The organism is Cupriavidus sp. DL-D2, from assembly GCF_039710735.1.
Taxonomy (GTDB): domain Bacteria; phylum Pseudomonadota; class Gammaproteobacteria; order Burkholderiales; family Burkholderiaceae; genus Cupriavidus.
Map to the genome: position 1 here is coordinate 41,509 of NZ_JBDKXK010000010.1, position 20,393 is coordinate 61,901.

At 63.4% G+C, this 20,393-nt stretch carries 18 protein-coding genes; 16 read left to right on the forward strand and 2 right to left on the reverse strand.

Annotated elements, in window-relative coordinates; genetic code table 11:
• Positions 1-3 precede the first annotated feature (3 nt).
• From ABDB81_RS07615 to ABDB81_RS07635, 5 genes are all read left to right on the forward strand, one after another.
• Positions 4-1,338 carry an MFS transporter gene (locus ABDB81_RS07615; protein ID WP_346810555.1) on the forward strand — a complete coding sequence of 445 codons (1,335 nt, stop codon included), beginning with the start codon at positions 4-6 and terminating at the stop codon, positions 1,336-1,338.
• A 34-nt stretch (positions 1,339-1,372) separates the two neighbouring features.
• Positions 1,373-2,047, forward strand: a complete 675-nt coding sequence (locus ABDB81_RS07620) for a heavy metal response regulator transcription factor (protein WP_346810556.1) — start codon at positions 1,373-1,375, stop codon at positions 2,045-2,047.
• Positions 2,048-2,090: 43 nt separating this feature from the next.
• Positions 2,091-2,465: a hypothetical protein gene (locus ABDB81_RS07625; protein ID WP_346810557.1), complete on the forward strand. Its 375-nt coding sequence runs from the start codon at positions 2,091-2,093 to the stop codon at positions 2,463-2,465.
• A gap of 103 nt (positions 2,466-2,568) precedes the next feature.
• On the forward strand, positions 2,569-3,243 hold the full coding sequence (locus ABDB81_RS07630; protein WP_237380498.1) for a HupE/UreJ family protein: 675 nt from the start codon (positions 2,569-2,571) through the stop codon (positions 3,241-3,243).
• 12 nt (positions 3,244-3,255) lie between these two features.
• A complete protein-coding gene (locus ABDB81_RS07635) occupies positions 3,256-3,966 on the forward strand; it encodes a transmembrane anchor protein (protein ID WP_346810558.1) in 711 nt (236 codons plus the stop codon).
• A 290-nt stretch (positions 3,967-4,256) separates the two neighbouring features.
• On the opposite strand, the gene ABDB81_RS07640 is transcribed toward ABDB81_RS07635, so the two are convergent.
• Positions 4,257-4,985: a GntR family transcriptional regulator gene (locus ABDB81_RS07640; RefSeq protein WP_346810559.1), complete on the reverse strand. Its 729-nt coding sequence runs from the start codon at positions 4,983-4,985 to the stop codon at positions 4,257-4,259.
• A gap of 228 nt (positions 4,986-5,213) precedes the next feature.
• On the opposite strand from ABDB81_RS07640, the gene ABDB81_RS07645 reads away from it, so the two are divergent.
• The 11 genes from ABDB81_RS07645 (at position 5,214) to ABDB81_RS07695 (ending at position 19,557) form a co-directional block, all read left to right on the forward strand.
• Positions 5,214-6,533, forward strand: coding sequence for an FAD-binding oxidoreductase (locus ABDB81_RS07645; RefSeq protein ID WP_346810560.1), 1,320 nt, complete (start codon positions 5,214-5,216; stop codon positions 6,531-6,533).
• Between the two features lie 86 nt (positions 6,534-6,619).
• The gene (locus ABDB81_RS07650) at positions 6,620-7,948 is read left to right on the forward strand and encodes an MFS transporter (protein ID WP_346810561.1); all 1,329 of its coding nucleotides are present in this window, start codon (positions 6,620-6,622) and stop codon (positions 7,946-7,948) included.
• A 48-nt stretch (positions 7,949-7,996) separates the two neighbouring features.
• Complete coding sequence (locus ABDB81_RS07655) at positions 7,997-8,905, forward strand: dihydrodipicolinate synthase family protein (protein WP_346810562.1); 909 nt, start codon at positions 7,997-7,999, stop codon at positions 8,903-8,905.
• On the forward strand, positions 8,905-10,407 hold the full coding sequence (locus ABDB81_RS07660; protein ID WP_346810563.1) for an aldehyde dehydrogenase: 1,503 nt from the start codon (positions 8,905-8,907) through the stop codon (positions 10,405-10,407). The genes ABDB81_RS07655 and ABDB81_RS07660 overlap by 1 nt, the downstream gene beginning before the upstream one ends.
• Positions 10,408-10,455: 48 nt before the next feature.
• Positions 10,456-11,379 carry an aromatic amino acid DMT transporter YddG gene (yddG, locus tag ABDB81_RS07665; protein WP_346810564.1) on the forward strand — a complete coding sequence of 308 codons (924 nt, stop codon included), beginning with the start codon at positions 10,456-10,458 and terminating at the stop codon, positions 11,377-11,379.
• A 42-nt stretch (positions 11,380-11,421) separates the two neighbouring features.
• On the forward strand, positions 11,422-12,597 hold the full coding sequence (locus ABDB81_RS07670; RefSeq protein ID WP_346810565.1) for a porin: 1,176 nt from the start codon (positions 11,422-11,424) through the stop codon (positions 12,595-12,597).
• A gap of 136 nt (positions 12,598-12,733) precedes the next feature.
• Positions 12,734-13,855 carry a triacylglycerol lipase gene (locus ABDB81_RS07675; protein WP_137925243.1) on the forward strand — a complete coding sequence of 374 codons (1,122 nt, stop codon included), beginning with the start codon at positions 12,734-12,736 and terminating at the stop codon, positions 13,853-13,855.
• A complete protein-coding gene (locus tag ABDB81_RS07680) occupies positions 13,842-14,900 on the forward strand; it encodes a lipase secretion chaperone (RefSeq protein ID WP_346810566.1) in 1,059 nt (352 codons plus the stop codon). The genes ABDB81_RS07675 and ABDB81_RS07680 overlap by 14 nt, the downstream gene beginning before the upstream one ends.
• 272 nt (positions 14,901-15,172) lie before the next feature.
• Positions 15,173-16,693: an efflux transporter outer membrane subunit gene (locus tag ABDB81_RS07685; RefSeq protein WP_346810567.1), complete on the forward strand. Its 1,521-nt coding sequence runs from the start codon at positions 15,173-15,175 to the stop codon at positions 16,691-16,693.
• Positions 16,694-16,695: 2 nt separating this feature from the next.
• Positions 16,696-17,952, forward strand: coding sequence for an efflux RND transporter periplasmic adaptor subunit (locus tag ABDB81_RS07690; RefSeq protein ID WP_346810568.1), 1,257 nt, complete (start codon positions 16,696-16,698; stop codon positions 17,950-17,952).
• Between the two features lie 51 nt (positions 17,953-18,003).
• Positions 18,004-19,557, forward strand: coding sequence for a DHA2 family efflux MFS transporter permease subunit (locus tag ABDB81_RS07695; RefSeq protein ID WP_160473754.1), 1,554 nt, complete (start codon positions 18,004-18,006; stop codon positions 19,555-19,557).
• Positions 19,558-19,568: 11 nt separating this feature from the next.
• On the opposite strand, the gene ABDB81_RS07700 is transcribed toward ABDB81_RS07695, so the two are convergent.
• The gene (locus ABDB81_RS07700; protein ID WP_346810569.1) at positions 19,569-20,300 is read right to left on the reverse strand and encodes an ABC transporter substrate-binding protein; all 732 of its coding nucleotides are present in this window, start codon (positions 20,298-20,300) and stop codon (positions 19,569-19,571) included.
• Between the last annotated feature and the right edge of the window lie 93 nt (positions 20,301-20,393).

Sequence of the window (20,393 nt, forward strand, 5' to 3'; positions counted from 1 at the left end):
TCGATGCTTGAAGTCCTTGCCAATCGAACGTACCGACACCTGTTTCTTGCGCAGGTCATCGCGCTGGTGGGCACTGGTCTTGCAACCGTTGCGCTTGGCTTGCTGGCGTATGACCTTGCCGGTGCCGATGCTGGCAGCGTGCTGGGCACGGCGCTCGCCATCAAGATGGTGGCCTATGTGGGGATTGCGCCCGTGGTGGGCGCTTTCGCGAACCGGCTACCCCGGCGGGCGTTCCTCGTGTCGATGGACCTGATTCGCGCAGGCGTGGCCATCTCGCTGCCCTTCGTGACGCAGGTATGGCAGATCTACATCTTGATCTTCCTGCTGCAATCGGCATCGGCGGCATTCACGCCGACGTTCCAGGCCACGATTCCCGATGTATTGCCGGAAGAGAAGGACTACACCCGCGCACTGTCGCTGTCGCGCCTCGCCTATGACATGGAGAGCCTGGCGAGCCCGGCGCTCGCAGCGGCGCTGCTATCGGTCATCAGCTTCCATTGGCTGTTTGGCGGCACGGTGGTCGGCTTCCTGATTTCGGCTGCAATGGTGGTGTCCGTGCGGTTGCCGCAATCGCGCGCTGTCGAGCGTTCGGGCAGCATCTACGCGAAGACGATTCGCGGGATGTCGATCTATCTGCGCACGCCGCGTTTGCGCGGACTGCTGTCGCTGAATCTTGCTGCAGCGGCCGCGAGTTCCATGGTGATCGTGAACACGGTGGTCTACGTGCAGAGCAAGCTGCAGCGTCCCGCTTCCGATGTGCCATTCGGTCTGGCCGCGTTCGGCTTTGGATCGATGCTGGTGGCGTTGTTGTTGCCGCGCCTGCTCAACGACCGTCCCGATCGTCCTGCGATGCTGACCGGTGCCACGATCATGACGGCAGGGCTGGCCTTCGGCATTGCACTGACGGGATTCGCGCCCGCCGTGGAGTGGCCGGTATTCCTGCTGACGTGGTTCGTCATCGGTATTGGCTACTCGATGACGCAGACCCCGAGCGGCCGGTTGCTGCGGCGCTCCGCCACGTCCGCCGACCGTCCCGCCGTGTTCGCCGCGCAGTTCTCGCTGTCGCACGCCTGCTGGCTCATTACGTATCCGCTGGCCGGACAGATCGGCGCGCGGTTCGGCATGACCGCAGCATTTGCCGCGCTGGCCGCGATCTCGGCGCTTGGCGTACTCGCGGCATGGCGCTTCTGGCCTGCCAACGATCCCGACATCATCGAACACCATCATGCGGAAGGCGATGCCACGCACCTTGCAGAAGGCGACCGTACCGGTAAAACCAGCCATCGCCATGCGTTCACCATCGACGACGATCACCCGCGCTGGCCCGATTCGCGCTGAGTACCGCGGCTGGAATGCGGAAGGAGTGGATCACATGAAGTTGCTCGTGGTCGAGGATGAGGTGCGGGCAGCCGAATATCTTGTCAAGGGACTTTCGGAATCGGGCTTCAGCGTCGACGTGGTCAACGATGGGCTCGACGGCATGCATGCGTTCAGGGAGGGCGAATATGACGCCGTCATCCTGGACGTCATGCTGCCGGGCGCGGACGGCTGGGCCGTCATCCGCTCCATCAAGACGCTGCGCGACACGCCCGTACTGTTCCTGTCGGCACGCGACGAGGTTGCGGATCGCGTGCGCGCGTTCGAGCTGGGCGCTGACGACTATCTGGTCAAGCCCTATGCGTTTGCCGAACTGCTCGCGCGTTTGCGCCGCTGCCTGCGGCAGACATCGGCGCGCGATTGCGAACGCATGCAGGTGCGCGATCTCGACATCGACCTGCTCGGCAGACGCGTGTATCGCGGCGGTAAATGGATCGAGCTGACGAACCAGGAATTCATGCTGCTTCATCTTCTGGTACGCCGGCAGGGCGAGGTGTTGTCGCGCGCGATGATCGCCTCGCAGGTCTGGGATGTGAACTTCGAAACCAACACCAACGTCGTGGATGTAGCGATTCGTCGTTTGCGAGCCAAGGTGGACGATCCGTTCGACATCCGGCTGATCCATACCATTCGCGGGATGGGCTACGTGCTCGACCCGGATCGGGGCTGAACGGATGCCGATTGCGAAGTCATGGCGTCATACCGGCGAGCACGTGACCCCATTTGCATGGCGCGCCACGCTGCTGGCGCTCGTCACGATCGCGCTGCTGGTCGGCATGTTCAAGGCGCCGTGGCGCGGCGAATCGGCCACGCATGACGCGCGCGAGATGCTGGCTGCGGAGGTAGCTGCCGGGCATTCGCACGATGACGACACAGGCATCGACACCGGAACCGAAAGCGTGTCCGGCCATGTGCATGGGCACGATGCATCCGATCACCAGCACGACGTGATGCACCTGCCGCCGGTGGTGCATACGATGCGGTGCCGGCTGGACTACGGCTGGCGAGCCGCTCACGTGCCGCAGCGATTGCCCGGGTCTCCGTGGCAAATCGAGCGGCCACCGCGTCAGCACACCCCTCTCGCCTGACCGGCCGCGCTGCGGCCGCCCCAACATCCAGAAATTTCGGAGTTTTATGCAAATGCCGTTATCACACGGAGGCTGGAACGCGCCCCTATTGCGCCGCTGCCTCATGTTCGTGACCCTTGCCGCGTTGCTGCTGTTCGCCATGAGCGGCGCAGCGTTCGCGCACGCCGTTGCCGAAGGCGACAAGGGCTACATCCAGGAAATCACCGGTGTCCATGTGCTGCCCTTCATCTACCTGGGCGCAAAGCATATGGTGACCGGATACGACCACATCCTGTTCCTGCTGGGTGTGATCTTCTTCCTCTACCGCCTGCGGCACATCGGCCTGTATGTCAGCCTGTTTGCCATCGGGCATTCCACCACGATGCTGCTGGGCGTGTATTTCAACATCGGCATCAACAGCTACATCATCGACGCAATCATCGGCCTGTCCGTGGTCTACAAGGCGCTGGACAACCTGGGCGCCTACCAGCGCTGGTTCGGATTCCAGCCCAACACCAGGGTGGCAACGCTGATCTTCGGCTTCTTCCACGGCTTTGGCCTGTCGACGAAGATCATCGAGTACGACATCTCGCCCGATGGCCTCGTCCCCAATTTGCTGGCGTTCAACGTCGGTGTGGAGATCGGCCAGTTGCTGGCGCTGTCCGCCATCCTGATCGTCATGGGCTACTGGCGCCGCACAGGCAGCTTCCTGCGCCATGCCTACACCGCCAACGTCGCCATGATGTCCGCCGGTTTTGTGCTGATCGGATATCAGCTCGCCGGCCTCTTCGTGTCCTAAGGATTCTCACGCATGTACAACACCGATATTCCGGCTCGCGCAGAGCTGCCGACTTCCGCGCAACTGTTTCGCTCCACCGCCAGTGCGGCCGCAGCAGCAGCCGCCATCCTGATCACGATCGTGCTTCCTTCGGAGTATGCGATCGACCCGACAGGCTTGGGCCGCGCTCTCGGCCTCACGCAGATGGGGGAAACCAAGGCACAACTCGCAGCGGAGGCCGCCGCCGATACGGCTGCCGACCGAAAGGCAGCGCAAGCAAGCCTGCAACCGAGGATTCGGCCCGAGCCGGCGCATGGCCACGACCATGCATCGCCTGATGCGCATGCCCACGACGCGCCGTCGGCGTCAGTCAGCGCTACCGCCGCCACTGCCCAGCCGCCAGCAGCGCCGCAGCCCGCTGCCGCAGCGGGGCGTTCGGACAAGGTCAGCCTAGTTCTGCGTCCTGGTCAGGGTGCGGAAGTGAAGCTCACGATGAAGGCCGGCGACAAGGCGTATTTCGATTGGACGGCCAATGGTGCCGCCGTCAACTTCGACGCGCACGGCGACGGAGGTGGTCGATCCATCTCGTACAAGAAGGGCCGTCAGGTTGGCGAAGACACCGGGGTCATCCAGGCAGCGTTCAACGGCAACCACGGCTGGTATTGGCGCAACCGTGGCGACAAGGACGTGACGATGACGCTGCGGACGCAGGGCGACTACACGGAGATCAAACGCGTCGACTGATCGGCGATCGGCGCTTCAGACGCATGACGTCGCGGCCCCGCCAGCCTGCTGGTTGGCGCCGCGGCGTCGTTGCGGATCGACGTCGATGTTATCTAGAGGCAATCTTGTTGGGACGACGTCTGTATGGATCGCCAGATCGTGGCGTCGTCCGCATGACTTATCGGAGTTCGTGATGGACCGGAACGCCCCCGGCGCTGTCGTGGAATCGACTGCGAGGCTAGCAGATCGCCGTCCTGTCATGGAGCGTAGGGAAGAGGGGTGTTGGCAGCGAGCTACAGCCACCATTGCAGCTACAGAACCAGCGGCACCTCCACACCCACCGGCGCTACATATTCCTTCATGCGTCGGCGCGAGAGATCCATATGGGCACGCACGATGTCGCCTGCCGTTTCGGGATCATGGCGCGCGATGGCCTCGATGATCTCGTCGTGCTGGTCGGCCGCCTTGCCGAGATCCAGTTCCATGTCGACGGGTGCGGGATGCCGGTAGAAGATCTTCCCCAGCCGCGCATGGTCGATCAGGATGCGGCGCAGGCTCGGCATCAAATACGGGTTGTGCGCCATCTTGCCGATCTGCAAATGGAACTGGTCGTTGTTGAGCACGCGGTTTTCCACGTCGTTCCGCTCGATGGCTTCGCGGAACCGTCCCTGGATGGCTTTCAATTCCTCGATCTCCCGCGCGGTGGCGTTGGTCGCGGCCAGTTGCGTGGTGGCGATGTAGATCATCGGCGCGGCCAGGAAGAAATTCCGTAGCGACTGGTGGTTCATCGAAGACACCCGCGCCGCACGGTTGGCTTCCAGTTCGATATAGCCCTCGGCCGCCATCTGCCGCATCAGCTCCCGCACCGGAGGGCGTGACAGGCCAAATTCCTCGCTCAGCGCCAGCTCGTCCACCACTGCGCCAGGCGCCATATCCATGCTGACGATTCGCCGGCGCAATGCGTCGGCGAGAAGCGCCTTGCGATCCACCGATGCGTCGGAAATCGGCGCGTCGTCCGCGCCCGCCTTGGTTCTTGCCATCTCAGACCCCTGTCTATCAATCGTAGACATTCTAGGCCAACCGCCCGGCCAATCACGCATCTCCCCTAAAAAGTGCTGCAAAAGCAACGGTATGAGCGCGTTCGTCGGCCGAGCGTAAACCCTCATAGCCGTTTGTCTATCGTAGAAATATTCTTTGTCTACAAATGATAGACACGAAGAAGGGCGCAGCCGGAGACATCGAGGCAGGCGCTCTGGAGTGAGGCTCACATGACGAAAGTAACTGCGATACCAGCTGACGATTCCACCTGCGGCTGGTTTCACCTAAGCCGCGCACGCAAGCCGATGCCGGCGCATTCCGGCAAGACCAGTGCGCGCTGGGCGATCATCGGCGCGGGCTTCACCGGCCTGGCCGCTGCCCGCCAACTGGCGCACCGGTTCCCGGACGACTCCGTCGTGCTGGTGGATGCGCAGCAAGTGGGTTTCGGCTCATCCGGCCGGAACGCAGGCTTTGCGATCGACCTCCCCCACGACATCGGAGCCGACGACTACATCGGCGACATCGCCACGGCCCGCCATTGCATGAACCTGAACCTGACCGGCCAGCGCATTCTCAAGGGGTTGGTGGACGAGTACCGGATCGACTGCCAGTTTCGCGCGTCGGGCAAGTACCAGGCGGCCATCGAAGATCGGGGCATCGCGGTGCTGGATGCGTATCGCCGCGGACTCGACAAGCTGGGCCAGCCGTACGACATGATCGAAGCCGCGGACCTGCCCGGCCACATCGGCACGTCGTTCTACCGGAAGGCGCTTTTTACGCCGGGCACCGCGTTGATCCAGCCGGCCGCGCTGGTGAAAGGGCTGGCAGACAGCCTGCCGCCCAATGTGGAGTTGTACGAGAACACGCCGATCACCGATGTGGAATACGGCGACAAGATCGTGCTCACGCATCGCGGCGGCAGCATCACCGCCGACACGCTGATCCTGACCAACAACGCGTTCGGCCAGCGCTTCGGATTTCTCCAGGGCACGATGCTGCCCGTCTTCACCTATGCCAGCCTCACGCGTCCGCTGACGGCGGCCGAGCAGGCGCAGCTCGGCGGCAAGGAATTCTGGGGCCTGATCCCGGCCGATCCGTACGGCACAACGCTGCGCCGCACGCATGACAACCGCATCCTCGTGCGCAACAGCTTCAGCTACAACGCGGATGGCCGCAGCCATCCCAAATATCTCGAACGCTTTGTGAAAACCCATCGGGATTCGTTCGAGCGGCGCTTTCCGATGCTGCCGGGTGTGGAGTTCGAATACACGTGGGGCGGCTCGCTCGCGCTCTCGCGCAATCACATGGGCCACTTTGGCCAACTCGCACCCAACGTCTTTGGCGCGTTGTGCTGCAACGGACTCGGCATCACGCGGGGCACCGTCACGGGGCACCTGCTGGCCGAGCACCTTGCCGGCGAGCGCAATGAACTGATCGACTTTCTGCTGTCGTCGCCGGGACCAAACCGCAATCCGCCGGAGCCGTTCCTGTCGATGGGCGTCAACGCCAATCTGTGGCTCGGCCAGCGCCGGGCGGGAAGGGAGGTCTGAACCCATCACGCATGGATTAGCTGCACCCGAAGAAAGCCGGACCCAACGCAGGTCCGCGCACGACACGGTCAAACAGGAGACAAACGGTGGCAAACAACGTATCGATCGAGGACGTTCCTCTGAATGGATTTCATCAACTGCTATGCATCCGCTCGGGCGGCGGCTGGCTGCTGGACGGCTATGTGCTGAGCATCATCGGCGTGGCCATGGTGCCGCTGGCTGCCGCGCTGGACCTGAGCAGTTTCTGGCAGGGCATGGTGGCGGCATCGGCGCTGATCGGCATCTTCTGCGGCGGCTTTCTGGGTGGCGTGCTGACTTGCAGGCTGGGCCGCAGGAAGCTCTATTTCGTGGGGCCGACGATCTTCGTGCTGTGTTCGGTGCTGCAGTACTGGGCCACGTCCGGCGAGGAACTGTTCTTCATGCGCTTTCTGATCGGGATCGGCGTTGGATTCGAATATCCAGTGGCTGGCGCGCTGCTCGTCGAATTCCTGCCGAAGAAATACCGCGGCCCCCGTCTGGCGATGCTGACCATCCTGTGGTTCGCCGGTGCCGCGCTGGCCTATATCGTCGGCAACGCATTGCTCGGTGCCGGACGCGCCGATGCATGGCGCCTGGTGCTGGCCAGCCCGGCCATCATCGGTGTGGTGTTGCTGGTGATCCGCATGGGTACGCCCGAGTCGCCGCGCTGGCTGCTGAGCAAGGGCAGGGCGTCGGAGGCGGAACGCATCATCCGCAAGGTCTACGGTCCGACTTTCTCGCTGCGCAACCTGCCCGAGCAGGCGGCCGAGAAGAAGGTATCGCTGCTGTCGCTGCTGCACTCCGGCTACGGCAAGCGCATGTTGTTCGTGTCGGTGTTCTGGAGTTGCTCGGTCATTCCCGTGTTCGCGGTCTATGCCTTTGCACCGACCGTATTGCAAGCGCTGAACCTGAAAGGCGAGTGGGCATCGCTGGGGTCGGTGGCCATCACCATGCTCTTCGTGGTCGGCTGCATCGTTGCCACGCGACTCATCAACACCATCGGCCGCCGCAGCATGCTGATCCACAGCTTCCTGTGGTCGGGCCTGGCGTTGCTGGGGCTGGGCGCGTGCTCGGACGGCAACCAGATGCTGGTGCTCGCGTTGTTCGGCGCCTATGCGCTGTTCATTGGCGGAGCGCAGGTGCTGCAACTGGTCTATCCGAACGAACTGTTCCCGACCGAGATTCGCTCGGCGGCCGTGGGGCTGGGCGCGTCGCTGTCCCGGATTGGCGCCGCCATCGGCACCTGGCTCGTGCCGATCTCGCTGCAGACCATCGGCATCGGCCACACGATGTACGCCGCTGCTGGCGTCACGCTGGTCGGTCTGCTGGTCTCGCTGTTACTCGCACCGGAGACGCGCTCGTTGAGTCTCCAGGAGGCGGCCTCGCTGAGCCGCTGACCCACCCCTCATTCCCTTTATCGAATTCCCGAAGTTACGGAGAGCATCATGAAGTTTCAAGGTATCTACACGCCGGCCATCACGCCGCTGACTGCGGAAGGCAAGATCGACAACGCCGCGTTTGGCGACGTGCTGGAGTCACTGATCGAAGCCGGCGTGCACGGCATCATCATTGGCGGGTCCACCGGCGAATACTATGCGCACACCACCGAAGAGCGGCTTGCGCTGGCCGCGTTCGCCAAGGAAGTGATTGGCACCCGCGTGCCGCTGATCGTTGGCACGGGCGCGGTGCGCACGGAAGAATCGGTGGTGTATGCCAAGGGCGCAAAGGCCATCAAGGCCGATGCCATCCTGGTTGGCTCGCCGCCGTATGCGCTGCCGACCGAGGCAGAGAATGCCATCCACGCGCTGACGGTCGACAAGGCCGCTGGCCTGCCCGTCATGCTCTACAACTATCCGGGCCGGATGGGTGTGTCGATGGGGCGCGAGTTCTTCCGCACGGTGACGTCGGCCTCGAAGAACTTTGTCGCCATCAAGGAAAGCTCGGGACAGACATCGCAACTGCATATGCTGGCCACCGAGTTCCACGATATCGACATTTCGTGCGGCTGGGACGATCAGGCGCTGGAATTCTTTGCCTGGGGCGCACGTAGCTGGGTCTGCGCTGGCTCCAACTTCATTCCGCGCGAGCACATCGCGCTGTATGAAGCCTGCGTGATCGAGAAGGATTTCGATAAAGGCCGCCGCATCATGTCTGCCATGATGCCGCTGATGGATTTCCTGGAAGGCGGCAAGTTCGTGCAATCGATCAAACACGGCTGCACCGTTGCAGGGCTGAAAGCCGGCGGTGTGCGCGCACCGCTGCAGGATCTTGAAGACACCGAGCGCCGCCGCTTGCAGGCGATCATCGTCGAACTCAAGCGCGTGGTGGCGACCATCGTCGGGGAGAAGGCGTAATGGCTCAACTCCTGACTGCTGCAGAGTACGCCGCCATTGCAGACAAGATCACGCTGCCGACGCAGGCTTTCATCGACGGAAAGTTCGTCCGCGCCGTATCGGGCAAGACGTTCCAGACCAGCAATCCGGCAACGGGACAGGTCTTGACGGAAATCTCCGCCTGCGATGCGCGCGATGTGGATGTTGCCGTGGCCAAGGCCAAGGCTGCGTTCGAGGATGGCCGCTGGCATCGCCAGTCGCCGGGCCAGCGCAAGGCCGTGCTGCTGAAGTTCGCCGACCTGCTGGAAGAGCATGCTCACGAACTGGCCGTGATGGAAAGCCTGGATAGTGGCAAGCCGATCCGCGAATGCCAGAACACCGACATTCCCGAGACCATTCATACGATCCGCTGGCACGCCGAACTGATCGACAAGATCTATGACAGCACGGCGCCCGTGGGTTCTGCTGCGTTGTCGCTAGTGGTGCGCGAGCCGATTGGCGTGGTGGGGCTTGTCCTGCCGTGGAATTTCCCGCTGCTGATGCTGGCGTGGAAGATTGGTCCGTCGCTCGCGGCCGGCTGTTCGATCGTGGTCAAGCCTGCCAAGGAAACCACGCTCACCGCACTGCGCGTGGCCGAACTGGCCCATCAGGCAGGCGTCCCTGCGGGGGTGTTCAACGTGCTGCCCGGCGGCGGCAAGGAAGTGGGCGAGCCCCTCGGCATGCACATGGACGTGTCGATGGTCAGTTTCACGGGTTCCACCGCAACCGGGCGGCTGTTCCTCAAGTACGCGGCGGAATCCAACCTCAAGCGCATCGTGCTCGAATGCGGCGGCAAGAATCCTGCCGTGGTGCTCAAGGATGTGGAGGACATCGACGCCGTGGCCCAGCACGTGGTCAACGGTGCCTTCTGGAACATGGGCGAGAACTGCTCGGCATCGTCGCGGCTGATCGTGCATGCCGATATCAAGGACGAGTTGCTGACACGCATCGGCGTCCACATGCGCGACTGGAAGATGGGCGATCCGCTCGATCCCGAGCATCGTATCGGCTCGCTGGTGAGTGAAGCGCATTTCCAGAAAGTGCGCTCGTACATCGAGCATGCCGATGCAGAGCGCCTGAACGTGACGTTCGGTGGTGGCACCAAGGGCGAATCGTTCGTGGAGCCGACTGTAGTCGATGGCGTACCGCCGGAGAGCCGCCTGTTCCGCGAGGAAATCTTCGGTCCCATCCTGTCGGTGACCACCTTTACCGATATCGATGAGGCTATCGCGCTGGCCAACGACTCCGTGTATGGGCTGGCGGCATCGGTCTACACGAGCCACCTTAACCGCGCGATCCGGCTCTCACGCGAGATTCGCGCGGGCGTGGTGACCGTGAACTGCTTCGGTGAAGGCGATATCACCACACCGTTCGGCGGCTACAAGGAGTCCGGTTTTGGTGGTCGTGACAAGTCGATCTGGGCACATGACCAGTACACCGAGATCAAGACGATCTGGATCGATGTACCATCCACGGCCAACTGAGCGGTAGTCCCGCCAATCCCCTAACCACCGTTTCATCACAAGGTAGTCATGCAAAGCAAACAGGCAACGTTGATTGGACTCTTGGCCGTACTTCTCTGGAGTTCGATCGTCGGCCTGATCCGTGGCGTCAGCGAGAGTTTCGGCGCCACGGGCGGGGCGGCCCTGATGTATTCGGTCGCCTCGGTGCTGCTGTGGATATCAGTAGGGCCGGTGCGGATCAAGGCGCTGCCACGGGCATACCTTTTCTGGGGCAGCCTGCTGTTCGTGTCGTACGAGCTGTGCCTGTCGCTTTCCATTGGCTACGCGAACACTGGCCGGCAGGCCATCGAAGTGAGCATGGTGAATTACCTGTGGCCCACGTTCACGATGATGGCCGCGATCCTGTTCAACCGGCAACGGGCGAACTGGCTGATCGTGCCGGGCTTTCTGGTAGCCATCCTGGGTGTCACGCTGGTACTGGGTGGCGATCAGGGACTCGACGCTGCCAGCCTCGCGGCCAACGTGCGTGACAACCCGCTAAGCTATGGCCTGGCCTTTACCGGCGCGGTGATCTGGGCGGGCTACTGCACCGTGACGGCACGCATCGCACAGGGCAAGAACGGTGTCACGCTGTTCTTTATCCTGACCGCACTGACGCTGTGGGCCAAGTACCTGTTCACGGGTGGCGAGGCGATGTCCTTCACCTTCGGCGGCGTGGTCTATCTCGCACTGGCCGCCTGTGCGATGGGCTTTGGTTATGCGGCGTGGAATGTCGGCATCCTGCACGGCAACGTTGCGGTACTGGCAGGCGCGTCGTACTTCATCCCGGTGCTGTCCGCCGCACTCGCCACCACGTTGCTTCACGCGCCGTTGTCCTTCGCATTCTGGAAGGGCGCGGCGATGGTCGTGGCCGGATCCATTCTCTGCTGGCTCGCCACGCGGGGGAAGGGCGCCCGGACCGCACCATCTGGCGGATCGAGCCAGGCGACATAGCCCACTCACATTCCGGGGCAACGTACCCCAAGGAAACACCCAATGAAATCGGAGAGAGACAAGCGCACCCAGTGGCTGTGCAAGGCAGCCCTGTGCGCGATATCGGCATCCACCTCGGCGTCCGTCCTGGCGCAAAGCACGGTAACGCTGTATGGCGTACTGGACGAGGGGATCAACTACACCAACAACGTCGGCGGACACAGCCAGGTGGCGATGGCCAGCGGCTTTCCGCACGGCAGCCGCTGGGGGCTGAAGGGCAGCGAGGATCTCGGCGGCGGCACCAAGGCCATCTTCCAGCTTGAAAACGGTTTCGACGTCGATAACGGCCGCGCCTTCCAGGGCGGTGCACTGTTCGGTCGGCAGGCATATATGGGCTTGACCGGGCAGCGATGGGGTTCCGTGACACTGGGTCGCCAGTACGACTCGGTGGTGGACTACCTCGCACAGACCACGGCGGGCGGCACGTGGGGCGGCTATATGTTTGCCCATCCGTACGACAACGACAACCTGATCAACACCTTTCGCGTCAACAACACGGTCAAGTACACCAGCCCCGATCTTGGCGGCGTCAAGTTCGGCGGCATGTATGGCTTCAGCGACGACACCAGGTTCTCGAACAATCGCGTGTTCAGCGCAGGCGGGCAGTACGCGAAGAATGGCCTGACACTCGCCGCTGCCTACCTGCAGGCCGACAATCCTTCGGCCACGTCATACGGTGCCATCAACAACGGTGGCGACCAGAATCTGCCGGGCAGCCGCCTCAGGATCTGGGGAGCAGGGGGTACGTACGAAACAGGCAAGTTCCAGTTCGGTGTCTCGTACGCCCGGACGGAGGTGACGGACCCGCGCAGTTCCGCCTACGTTGGCGACATCACGCCGCCAACGGGCACGCTCGGTGCACTACGCTTCGACAACATCGAAGCCAACATCAAGTACCAGCCCGCCCGGCAATACTGGTTCGGGGCGATGTACGCGTACACGCGCGCAACGTTCGACGCCACCTCCGGCAAGACGCATCCGGTCTATCACTCGGTGGGGCTGATGGCGGACTACATCTTCTCGAAACGCACGGACATCTATGTGCAGACGGTCTACCAGCACGTGGGAGGCGACAAGACCGGCAGCGTGCTCGATGCGGCCTACGTGGTTGGTGCCGCGGGCGTGGCGTCAGGCCAGAACCAGGTGATGTTCAGGCTGGGGCTGCGGCACTTTTTTTGAACGGATTCTTGCTGCGTTCGAGGGCCACCTGCTGGAGGCAAATCAATTCCTGTGCAAATTGTTGATATCTCACCGAGGACTTTATGTATGGTGATCCTCGGCCTTCTTCACATGAACGTCCTCAGTGAGAACAGAGATGAAACAGTGCATTCACCTGGAACCAATCAGAGCGCGGGAACAGCATGGCGATGGCGTCCGTGCGCCTGAAAAACGAGCCGCCGCAGGGCGCATTGCCGGGCTTTCAGCAGTCGCTGCAGCAGCCATCGCCATGGCGGGGCCGGCAAGCGCCACGGCAAGCAGCGCTGACTATGCAAAGACGCGCTACCCGATCGTCCTGGTTCATGGCGTGACGGCCGCGGCAAAGATAGCCGGCGTCATCGACTATTGGTACGGCATTCCCAAAGTGTTGCGTGCCAACGGCGCCACGGTATACGTGGCCACGGTGCCCTCGTTCAATAGCGATGAAGAACGCGCGTTGGCATTGCAGTCGTACGTACGCGCGGTGAAGCTGGAGACCGGCGCTGACAAGGTCAATCTCATCGGCCATAGCCAGGGCGGCACAACGGTGCGTGTGGCGGCGGCCATGTCACCGCAGGATATTGCGTCGGTAACCACCATTGGCAGCCCAAATCGCGGCAGCGAATTCTTCGATGTCATCGATAGCCTGATCAGCGGTGTTGGCAGCGTTCCGGTGGCGGGACCGGTGCTGGTCGGCATAGTTCAGGGTGTGGCCAATGCCTTGGGCTGGATGAATGGCGTCGTCAACGGACAAATGTGGGATCAGAACAGCCCAGCCGCTTTGCAGGTCCTGACCACGCAAGGGGCCGCCGCGCAGAACGTGCGCCTGGACGCCACACTGGCGCCCGGTTCCAGATCCGCATTGGGGCCTGACTGCAATACGCCGGGGGCCGCGGTGGAGCAGAGGCAGGCGCGCGATGCAACCGGGAAGCTCGTCACCCACACCCAGGCTGCCTATTCCTGGACAGGGCACGGCGGCCCGGTCAACGTGTTTCGCTCCAATCTGTTCGACTTGTCCACACTGCCGCTGTCCGCGTTCGCAGACATCATGACCCTGAAAGGATCAGGCCCCAACGACGGGATGGTTTCAGTGTGTAGCAGCAAGTGGGGTCGTGAACTCGGCTCCTACTACTGGAACCACCTTGACCAGATCAATCAATTGTTCGGCATGTACCAGGATGCGGACCCGCGCACGGTGATCCTGAACCACGCCAACCGCTTGCGTAATGACCGGCTCTGAATCCCGGGCAGGGGTTGCCCTGGTACTGCTGGTGGGTGGGCTTGCGGGTGCGGCAGTGTACTGGGCGACCTTACCTGCCGAGCCGGCAACGCGTTCACCGCTCGCGCGATCCTCGATGGACGCGGTATCCGACATTTCCGTGCCGCTGGCGGATACCGCGCGCATGCCTGCTATCGGCGCAATGCCCTCGCTGGCGGGTGTCGATATCCCGCCCGGTCCGGAATCGGATGCGCGAGGCAACCTGCGTCTGACGCGAGCCCTACGGACTTACTTCGATTTCTTTCTAAGTGCCCGCCATGCCTCGGGCGACACGCAGGCATTGGATCGGTTGGTCTACGACGATATCCGCAAGCACGTGCCGCAGCCGGCTGCCGGGCAGGCCATGCAACTGTGGCAGCGCTATCTTGCTTATCTTGCCGAGATGCAGCGGATACCCGCGAACCAATCTGTCGTCGACGGGACCGGCGCACCGGACGCAGCACAGATACAGCGCCTGCGCGCCCACATTGCGGACCGCAGCGCAGTGCAGTGGCGACATCTGCCTGATGTGGCGTCGATCTGGTTTGGCGACGAGCAGACCTATGACGACGCCATGCTCGCCCGCCTGGAGGTAGCGATACAGTCCGGACTCGACGATGCCGAACGGAAGCGCCGCCTGGCGGCACTGGATGCCGCGCTGCCCGAGCCACTCCGTGCCGCGCGTGAAATGAACGCCAGGCCGCAGGCGATCACCGAAACCATTGCCAGCATGAAGGCTTCCGGACATGGCGCACAAGAGATTGGCGCAGCGCTGGCACAGGCATTCAGTCCGGAAGTGGCGCAGCGCTACCAACTTCAGGCACAGGCCGACCACGCCTGGCAGCAGCGCTATGACGAGTATGCGACCCGACGCACGCATATCGAAACGGTCGCTGGTCTATCTGACCAAGACCGCGCGCAACAGCTTGCCACGCTGCGACAGCAAGCTTTCTCCTTACCCAGCGAAGCCTTGCAAGCGGAAGTCATGGACAAGGCAGCGGCAGCAAAGCGGGCGGAGGGGCCATAGCGGGTGCTGCGGCCTGTCTTCTGACGGTTATCGTGTCATCAGCCGATCCGTCACTTTCCCAATCCCGAGAGATTCGCGATTCTCATTGCATACGTCACGCGCCCTCCCGCCATGGGCGCTGACGTGCTTTCCCGAAAAAGCTGCCACGAGCGGGAACTTCTGCTCGGTCGCGTCGGCGTATCTTGCGCGCAGATTGTCGCTCACCCATGACATCCAACACGGGGCCGGCGATACGCACAACGATTCAAGCCTACCTACCGGAGTTGCCCGTCATGACTGGTACTGCGCGCGAGCACGCGAGGCTGTTGCCTCCTTATCCATCCTCCATCGCCAGGCGCTGCGCCAGCGTCGCCGCGCTGGCAGTCGTCGTCTCCTTGACCGGCTGCGTCAACTACGGCGGCATCCACAGTGACAGCCAGATCGCCACGCCGGGCCAATACGCCACCGCTGACAGCCTGCCAGCGCAGGGTGGCCAGTGGCCGTCGTCGGCATGGACCGATCAGTTCGGTGATCCGCAACTCACGCAGCTCGTGGAGGAAGCGATCCGGGGCAATCCCACCGTAGCGGAAGCCAAGGCCCGGCTCGACAAGGCGAGTTCGTACGTGGACGCATCGCGTGCCTCGCTCTTCCCGCAGGCGGGGGCGAGTGCATCGGCCACGCGCCTGCGGCTCTCGGAGAACCTGGCGCCGCCGCCCTTCGGTGGCAACTGGTACAGCGATTTCAGCACCCTTGCGAGCGCGTCGTGGGATCTGGACCTGTGGGGCAAGAACCGCGCACGCGTGGCGCGCGCTGTGTCCCAGCAGAAGGCCGCCGATGCCGATCTGCAGCAGGCCCGCGTGACGCTGGCCACATCGGTGGCCCGCACCTACAACCGCCTGGCGCAACTGTATGCCTTGCGCGACATCGCCCGCAAGGAAGTGGCCGACCGCACGGCTATCGGCGCCATTGCCGATGACCGTGCCGCCGCCGGGCTCGACACGAACGTCGAGACACAAACGGCCCGCAGCAACGTGGCAACCAGCCAAGCCAGCGTGAGCCAGTACGACGGCGAGATCGAAGTGGTGCGCTACCAGATGGGTGCGCTGCTCGGTAAAGGGCCGGATCGTGGGCTGAAGATCGCGCCACCCACGCTCGGTGTCGGTGCGCCGGTCACGTTGCCCGATGCACTGCCTGCCGACCTGATTGCACGGCGTCCCGACATCGTCGCGGCACGCTGGCAGGTGGAAGCGGCGTTGCAGGACGTGAAGGAAGCCAAGGCCGAGTTCTATCCCGATGTGAACCTTTCCGCGAGCCTCGGGCTCGATGCGCTGGGATGGGGCCGCCTGCTGAAGGCGTCGAGCCGACAGATCAGCGTGGGGCCGGCAATCCATTTACCGATATTTGATGCCGGCGCACTGCGCGCGCAATTGAAGGGCCGCTATGCGGACTTCGATGCGGACGTGGCGAACTATGACCGGACGCTCGTCAATGCCTTGTCCGAAGTGGCTACGCAGGTATCGGCCATCCGCGCTACCGATCGGCAATTGACCGATGCCCGCACGGCGCAGGACGCGGCAACACGCGCCTACACGCTGGCGGTGGGCAACTACAAGGCGGGACTCTCGCCGCAACTGCAAGTGCTGCAGGCCGACCAGATCCGACTCGCCGCCGTGCAGTCCGTGACCAATCTGGCGATGCAGCGCCGCGACCAGCAAATGGCGTTGATCCGCGCGCTCGGCGGCGGATTCGACGCGCAAGCGGCCGGGCTGGTCATGCCCGACCAAGCCGCGCATGCCAATAAAGAAGGAGTCTGAACATGAACGCCGCCACACAACAGCCTGATACCGCACAGCCGACAGCCGTAGCGACCACCGTGCCCACGACAAATCACGGCCTCCGCCGTCGCCTGATGGCGCTCCTCGCACTCGCCGTGCTCGGCGCTGGCGCGGGGTCGGCCGCCTACTATCTGCTCGTTGCGCGCTACCACGAGAGTACCGACGACGCCTACGTGAACGGAAACGTCGTGCAGATTACCCCGCAGGTGACCGGGACCGTCATCGCCGTACGCGCCGACGACACGCAGACGGTGCAGGAAGGCCAGCCACTCGTCGAACTCGATGGCGCCGATGCGCGCGTGGCGCTGCAACGCGCGGAGGCCAAGCTCGCGCAGACCGTGCGTCAGGTCAAGGGCCTCTTCGTCGACGATGCGCAATACGCCGCACAGGTGGCGGTACGCGAGTCGGATCTGGCACGCGCACAAGACGATTTGAAGCGCCGGCTGTCCGTATCGCAAAGCGGTTCGGTTTCGCAGGAGGACGTCTCGCACGCGCGCGACGCGGTCAGGACGGCACAGGCCGCGCTCGATGCCGCGCGGCAGCAACTCGCGGCGAATCGCGCGCTCACGATCAATACGACCATCGCCACCCATCCGGATGTCCAGGCCGCCGCCGCGCAGGTGCGCGACGCCTATCTCGCCAATGCCCGGAACATCCTGCCGGCGCCGGTCATGGGCTATGTGGCCGAGCGTTCGGCACAGGTGGGCCAGCGCGTATCGCCCGGTACGCCGCTCATGGCCGTGGTGCCCTTGCAGGACGTGTGGGTCGATGCAAATTTCAAGGAGGTGGAACTGGCGCATCTGCGCGTGGGCCAGCCGGTCTCGCTGACGTCCGACGCCTATGGTTCGTCGGTGGTGTATCACGGCCGGGTCGTTGGCTTCTCCGCTGGCACGGGGTCCGCGTTCTCGCTGCTGCCCGCGCAGAACGCCACAGGCAACTGGATCAAAGTGGTGCAGCGCGTACCCGTGCGCGTCGCGCTGGATCCGCGCGAGCTGCAGCAGCATCCGCTGCGCATCGGGTTGTCGATGCAGGCTGACGTGGATGTGCGCGACCAGAGTGGTGGGGCGCTCGCCCACGCGGCGCCGGCCACCTACGAGACCAACGTGTTCGCCAAGTACGGCAGCGACGCCGATGCGGAGATCGCGCGCATCGTCTCCGACAACGCCGGCCTCGGGACATCGCAGGCCGCCGCAGGCCATCCCCGGAATGCGCCGGCCAGCAAGGCAAGCGCCACGTAATCCGTCGTGCTGCCGCGCGTCCCTTGACATTGAAGTTCATCAGGCTCCGTCATGTCCCAGATCCAGGCTCCACCCCCGCCCATGCAAGGCGGCCAGCTTGTGCTGGCCACCATCGCGGTGGCACTTGCCACGTTCATGAACGTGCTCGACACCTCGATTGCGAACGTTGCGATTCCCACGATATCGGGCAACCTGGGCGTATCGGTCGATCAGGGCACGTGGGTGATTACCGTGTTTGCGGCTGCCAACGCCGTGTCGATTCCCTTGACCGGCTGGCTGACGCAGCGGTTTGGCGACATCCGCCTGTTCGTGGGGTCGATCCTGCTGTTCACGCTGGCGTCGTGGCTCTGCGGCATCGCGCCCACGTTGCCCATCCTGCTGGTGGCGCGGGTGCTGCAAGGCGCAGTGGCCGGGCCGCTGATTCCGATGTCGCAAGCCATCCTGCTGGGCTCGTATCCGAAGCAGAAGTCCGCCACGGCACTCGCCCTGTGGGGCATGACGGCAACGGTCGGCCCCATTGCGGGTCCGCTACTCGGCGGATGGATCACGGATAGCTATAGCTGGTCGTGGATCTTCTACATCAACATTCCCGTCGGCATCTTTGCCGCCTCGGTGACGTGGATGCTGTATCGCAAGCGGCAGGGTCCGACCCGCAAGACGCCCATCGATGTCGTGGGCCTGGGCCTGCTTGTCGCCTGGGTGGGCTCGCTGCAAGTCATGCTCGACAAGGGCAAGGACCTCGACTGGTTCAACTCTCCCGTCATCGTGGTGCTGGGGATCGTCGCCGTCATCAGCTTCCTGCTCTTCCTGATATGGGAATTGACCGATGCCAACCCCATCGTCGATCTTCGGCTGTTCACCCAGCGCAACTTCCTGGGCGGTACCGTCGCGATTTCCATTGCGTACGCCGTGTTCTTCGGCAACCTCGTACTGTTGCCGCAATGGATGCAAGAGTACCTGGGCTATCGGTCTGTCGATGCCGGCCTGGTCACCGCGCCGCTAGGGATCTTTGCGCTGCTGGTCTCGCCGATCGTGGGACGGGTGCTGACGCCGAGCAACGCGCGTACCGTAGCGACGCTGTCTTTCATCGGCTTTGCGGGCGTGTTCTACATGCGGACGCACTATGTGACGCAGATCGATACGTGGCATCTGGTGCTGCCGACGCTGCTGCAGGGCATTCCGATGGCGCTGTTCTTCGTGCCGCTCACATCGATCATCCTGTCAGGGCAACGTCCCGAGAAAATCGCCGATGCGGCGGGACTTTCCAACTTCGCGCGCGTGTTCTGCGGGGCAGTGGGCACCTCCATCGCCGGCAATGCGTGGAACGACCGCACAGTTCTGCATCACGTGCGGCTCACCGAACAGGCGAGTATCGGCAATCCGATCTTCACCCATCAGATCGATGCGGTGCGGTCGCTGCTACACCTGAATCCCGCGTCGGCCCACGCGCTGTTCGATGCCACCGTGACATCGCAGGCCGCGATGATGGGCCTCAACGACATCTTCTACATATCGGCCGTGCTCTATCTCGTCATGATCCCGCTGATCTGGATCACCCGCCCCGTGAAGGGCGACGGCAAGGGGCCGGCGGTCGTGGCGCACTGAGGGTTAAGCCACTAAGCCAGCGGCGCGACGGTCGCGCCCTGGATGCCGTGGTCGCGCAGAGCATCCGTAACGCGTCCCGACCCCTTCATGTCTTCCACGAATTGCGCCAGGAAGGCAGCCGCCTTGTCGCCGCGCGTTTTTTGCACGCCCATGGCTTGCTGGATAACCATGAAGCGTTCGCCAAGCAGTCGCAGACCGGTCATGCCTGCGATGTCGGCTTCAAGCTGTTGCTTCACACCAGCGGCCACTTCGTACTGGCCCGCAAGAAACGTTTTCACCACGGTTTGTGAGGACGGCGCATGGACGATGTCGGCGTGCTTCAGTTCGCGCGTCAGGAACAGGTCGTAGGCGCTGCCCTTGCCGACCACCACGCGCGTGCCTGCGCGGTCCACATCGGCATTGCTTTGTACCGGCGAGTCCTGGCGAACAAGGTAGTAGCCTTCGATCAGCACGTATGGCGCGGTGAATGCGATGCTCGCGCCGCGCTTGGGATCGATGGCGAAAAAGCCGACGTCAGCGTCTTCGGCCGCGACGATCTCCACCGACTTGCCTGCGGTCTCCACAACCACCAGTTCGAGCGGTACGCCGAGCCGCGCGGCAAGCGCCGTGGCCAGATCCACGGATACGCCCCCAGCAGATCCATCCGGCGTGCGGTGGGCGAGGATGGGGTTGCCAAGGTTGATGGCGGCGCGGAGCTTGCCCGTGGGCGCGAAGGCCTGGACGATATCTGGGTCGATGGTCATGGTCGGTGGCGGTTCAATCGGGTTTTTCGGATATTCCGACGCTCAGGATAGCCTGACCGGCCGAAGGAAAGGAAATGGGATGCCGGCCAGCGG

Bases quoted from the DNA above. Each gene is read 5' to 3' on its own strand.
- ABDB81_RS07615 (WP_346810555.1), top strand. From the start codon at position 4: ATGCTTGAAGTCCTTGCCAATCGAACGTACCGACACCTGTTTCTTGCG.
- ABDB81_RS07620 (WP_346810556.1), top strand. From the start codon at position 1,373: ATGAAGTTGCTCGTGGTCGAGGATGAGGTGCGGGCAGCCGAATATCTT.
- ABDB81_RS07630 (WP_237380498.1), top strand. From the start codon at position 2,569: ATGTTCGTGACCCTTGCCGCGTTGCTGCTGTTCGCCATGAGCGGCGCA.
- ABDB81_RS07635 (WP_346810558.1), top strand. From the start codon at position 3,256: ATGTACAACACCGATATTCCGGCTCGCGCAGAGCTGCCGACTTCCGCG.
- ABDB81_RS07640 (WP_346810559.1), bottom strand. From the start codon at position 4,985: ATGGCAAGAACCAAGGCGGGCGCGGACGACGCGCCGATTTCCGACGCA.
- ABDB81_RS07645 (WP_346810560.1), top strand. From the start codon at position 5,214: ATGACGAAAGTAACTGCGATACCAGCTGACGATTCCACCTGCGGCTGG.
- ABDB81_RS07655 (WP_346810562.1), top strand. From the start codon at position 7,997: ATGAAGTTTCAAGGTATCTACACGCCGGCCATCACGCCGCTGACTGCG.
- ABDB81_RS07660 (WP_346810563.1), top strand. From the start codon at position 8,905: ATGGCTCAACTCCTGACTGCTGCAGAGTACGCCGCCATTGCAGACAAG.
- yddG (WP_346810564.1), top strand. From the start codon at position 10,456: ATGCAAAGCAAACAGGCAACGTTGATTGGACTCTTGGCCGTACTTCTC.
- ABDB81_RS07670 (WP_346810565.1), top strand. From the start codon at position 11,422: ATGAAATCGGAGAGAGACAAGCGCACCCAGTGGCTGTGCAAGGCAGCC.
- ABDB81_RS07675 (WP_137925243.1), top strand. From the start codon at position 12,734: ATGAAACAGTGCATTCACCTGGAACCAATCAGAGCGCGGGAACAGCAT.
- ABDB81_RS07680 (WP_346810566.1), top strand. From the start codon at position 13,842: ATGACCGGCTCTGAATCCCGGGCAGGGGTTGCCCTGGTACTGCTGGTG.
- ABDB81_RS07685 (WP_346810567.1), top strand. From the start codon at position 15,173: ATGACTGGTACTGCGCGCGAGCACGCGAGGCTGTTGCCTCCTTATCCA.
- ABDB81_RS07690 (WP_346810568.1), top strand. From the start codon at position 16,696: ATGAACGCCGCCACACAACAGCCTGATACCGCACAGCCGACAGCCGTA.
- ABDB81_RS07695 (WP_160473754.1), top strand. From the start codon at position 18,004: ATGTCCCAGATCCAGGCTCCACCCCCGCCCATGCAAGGCGGCCAGCTT.
- ABDB81_RS07700 (WP_346810569.1), bottom strand. From the start codon at position 20,300: ATGACCATCGACCCAGATATCGTCCAGGCCTTCGCGCCCACGGGCAAG.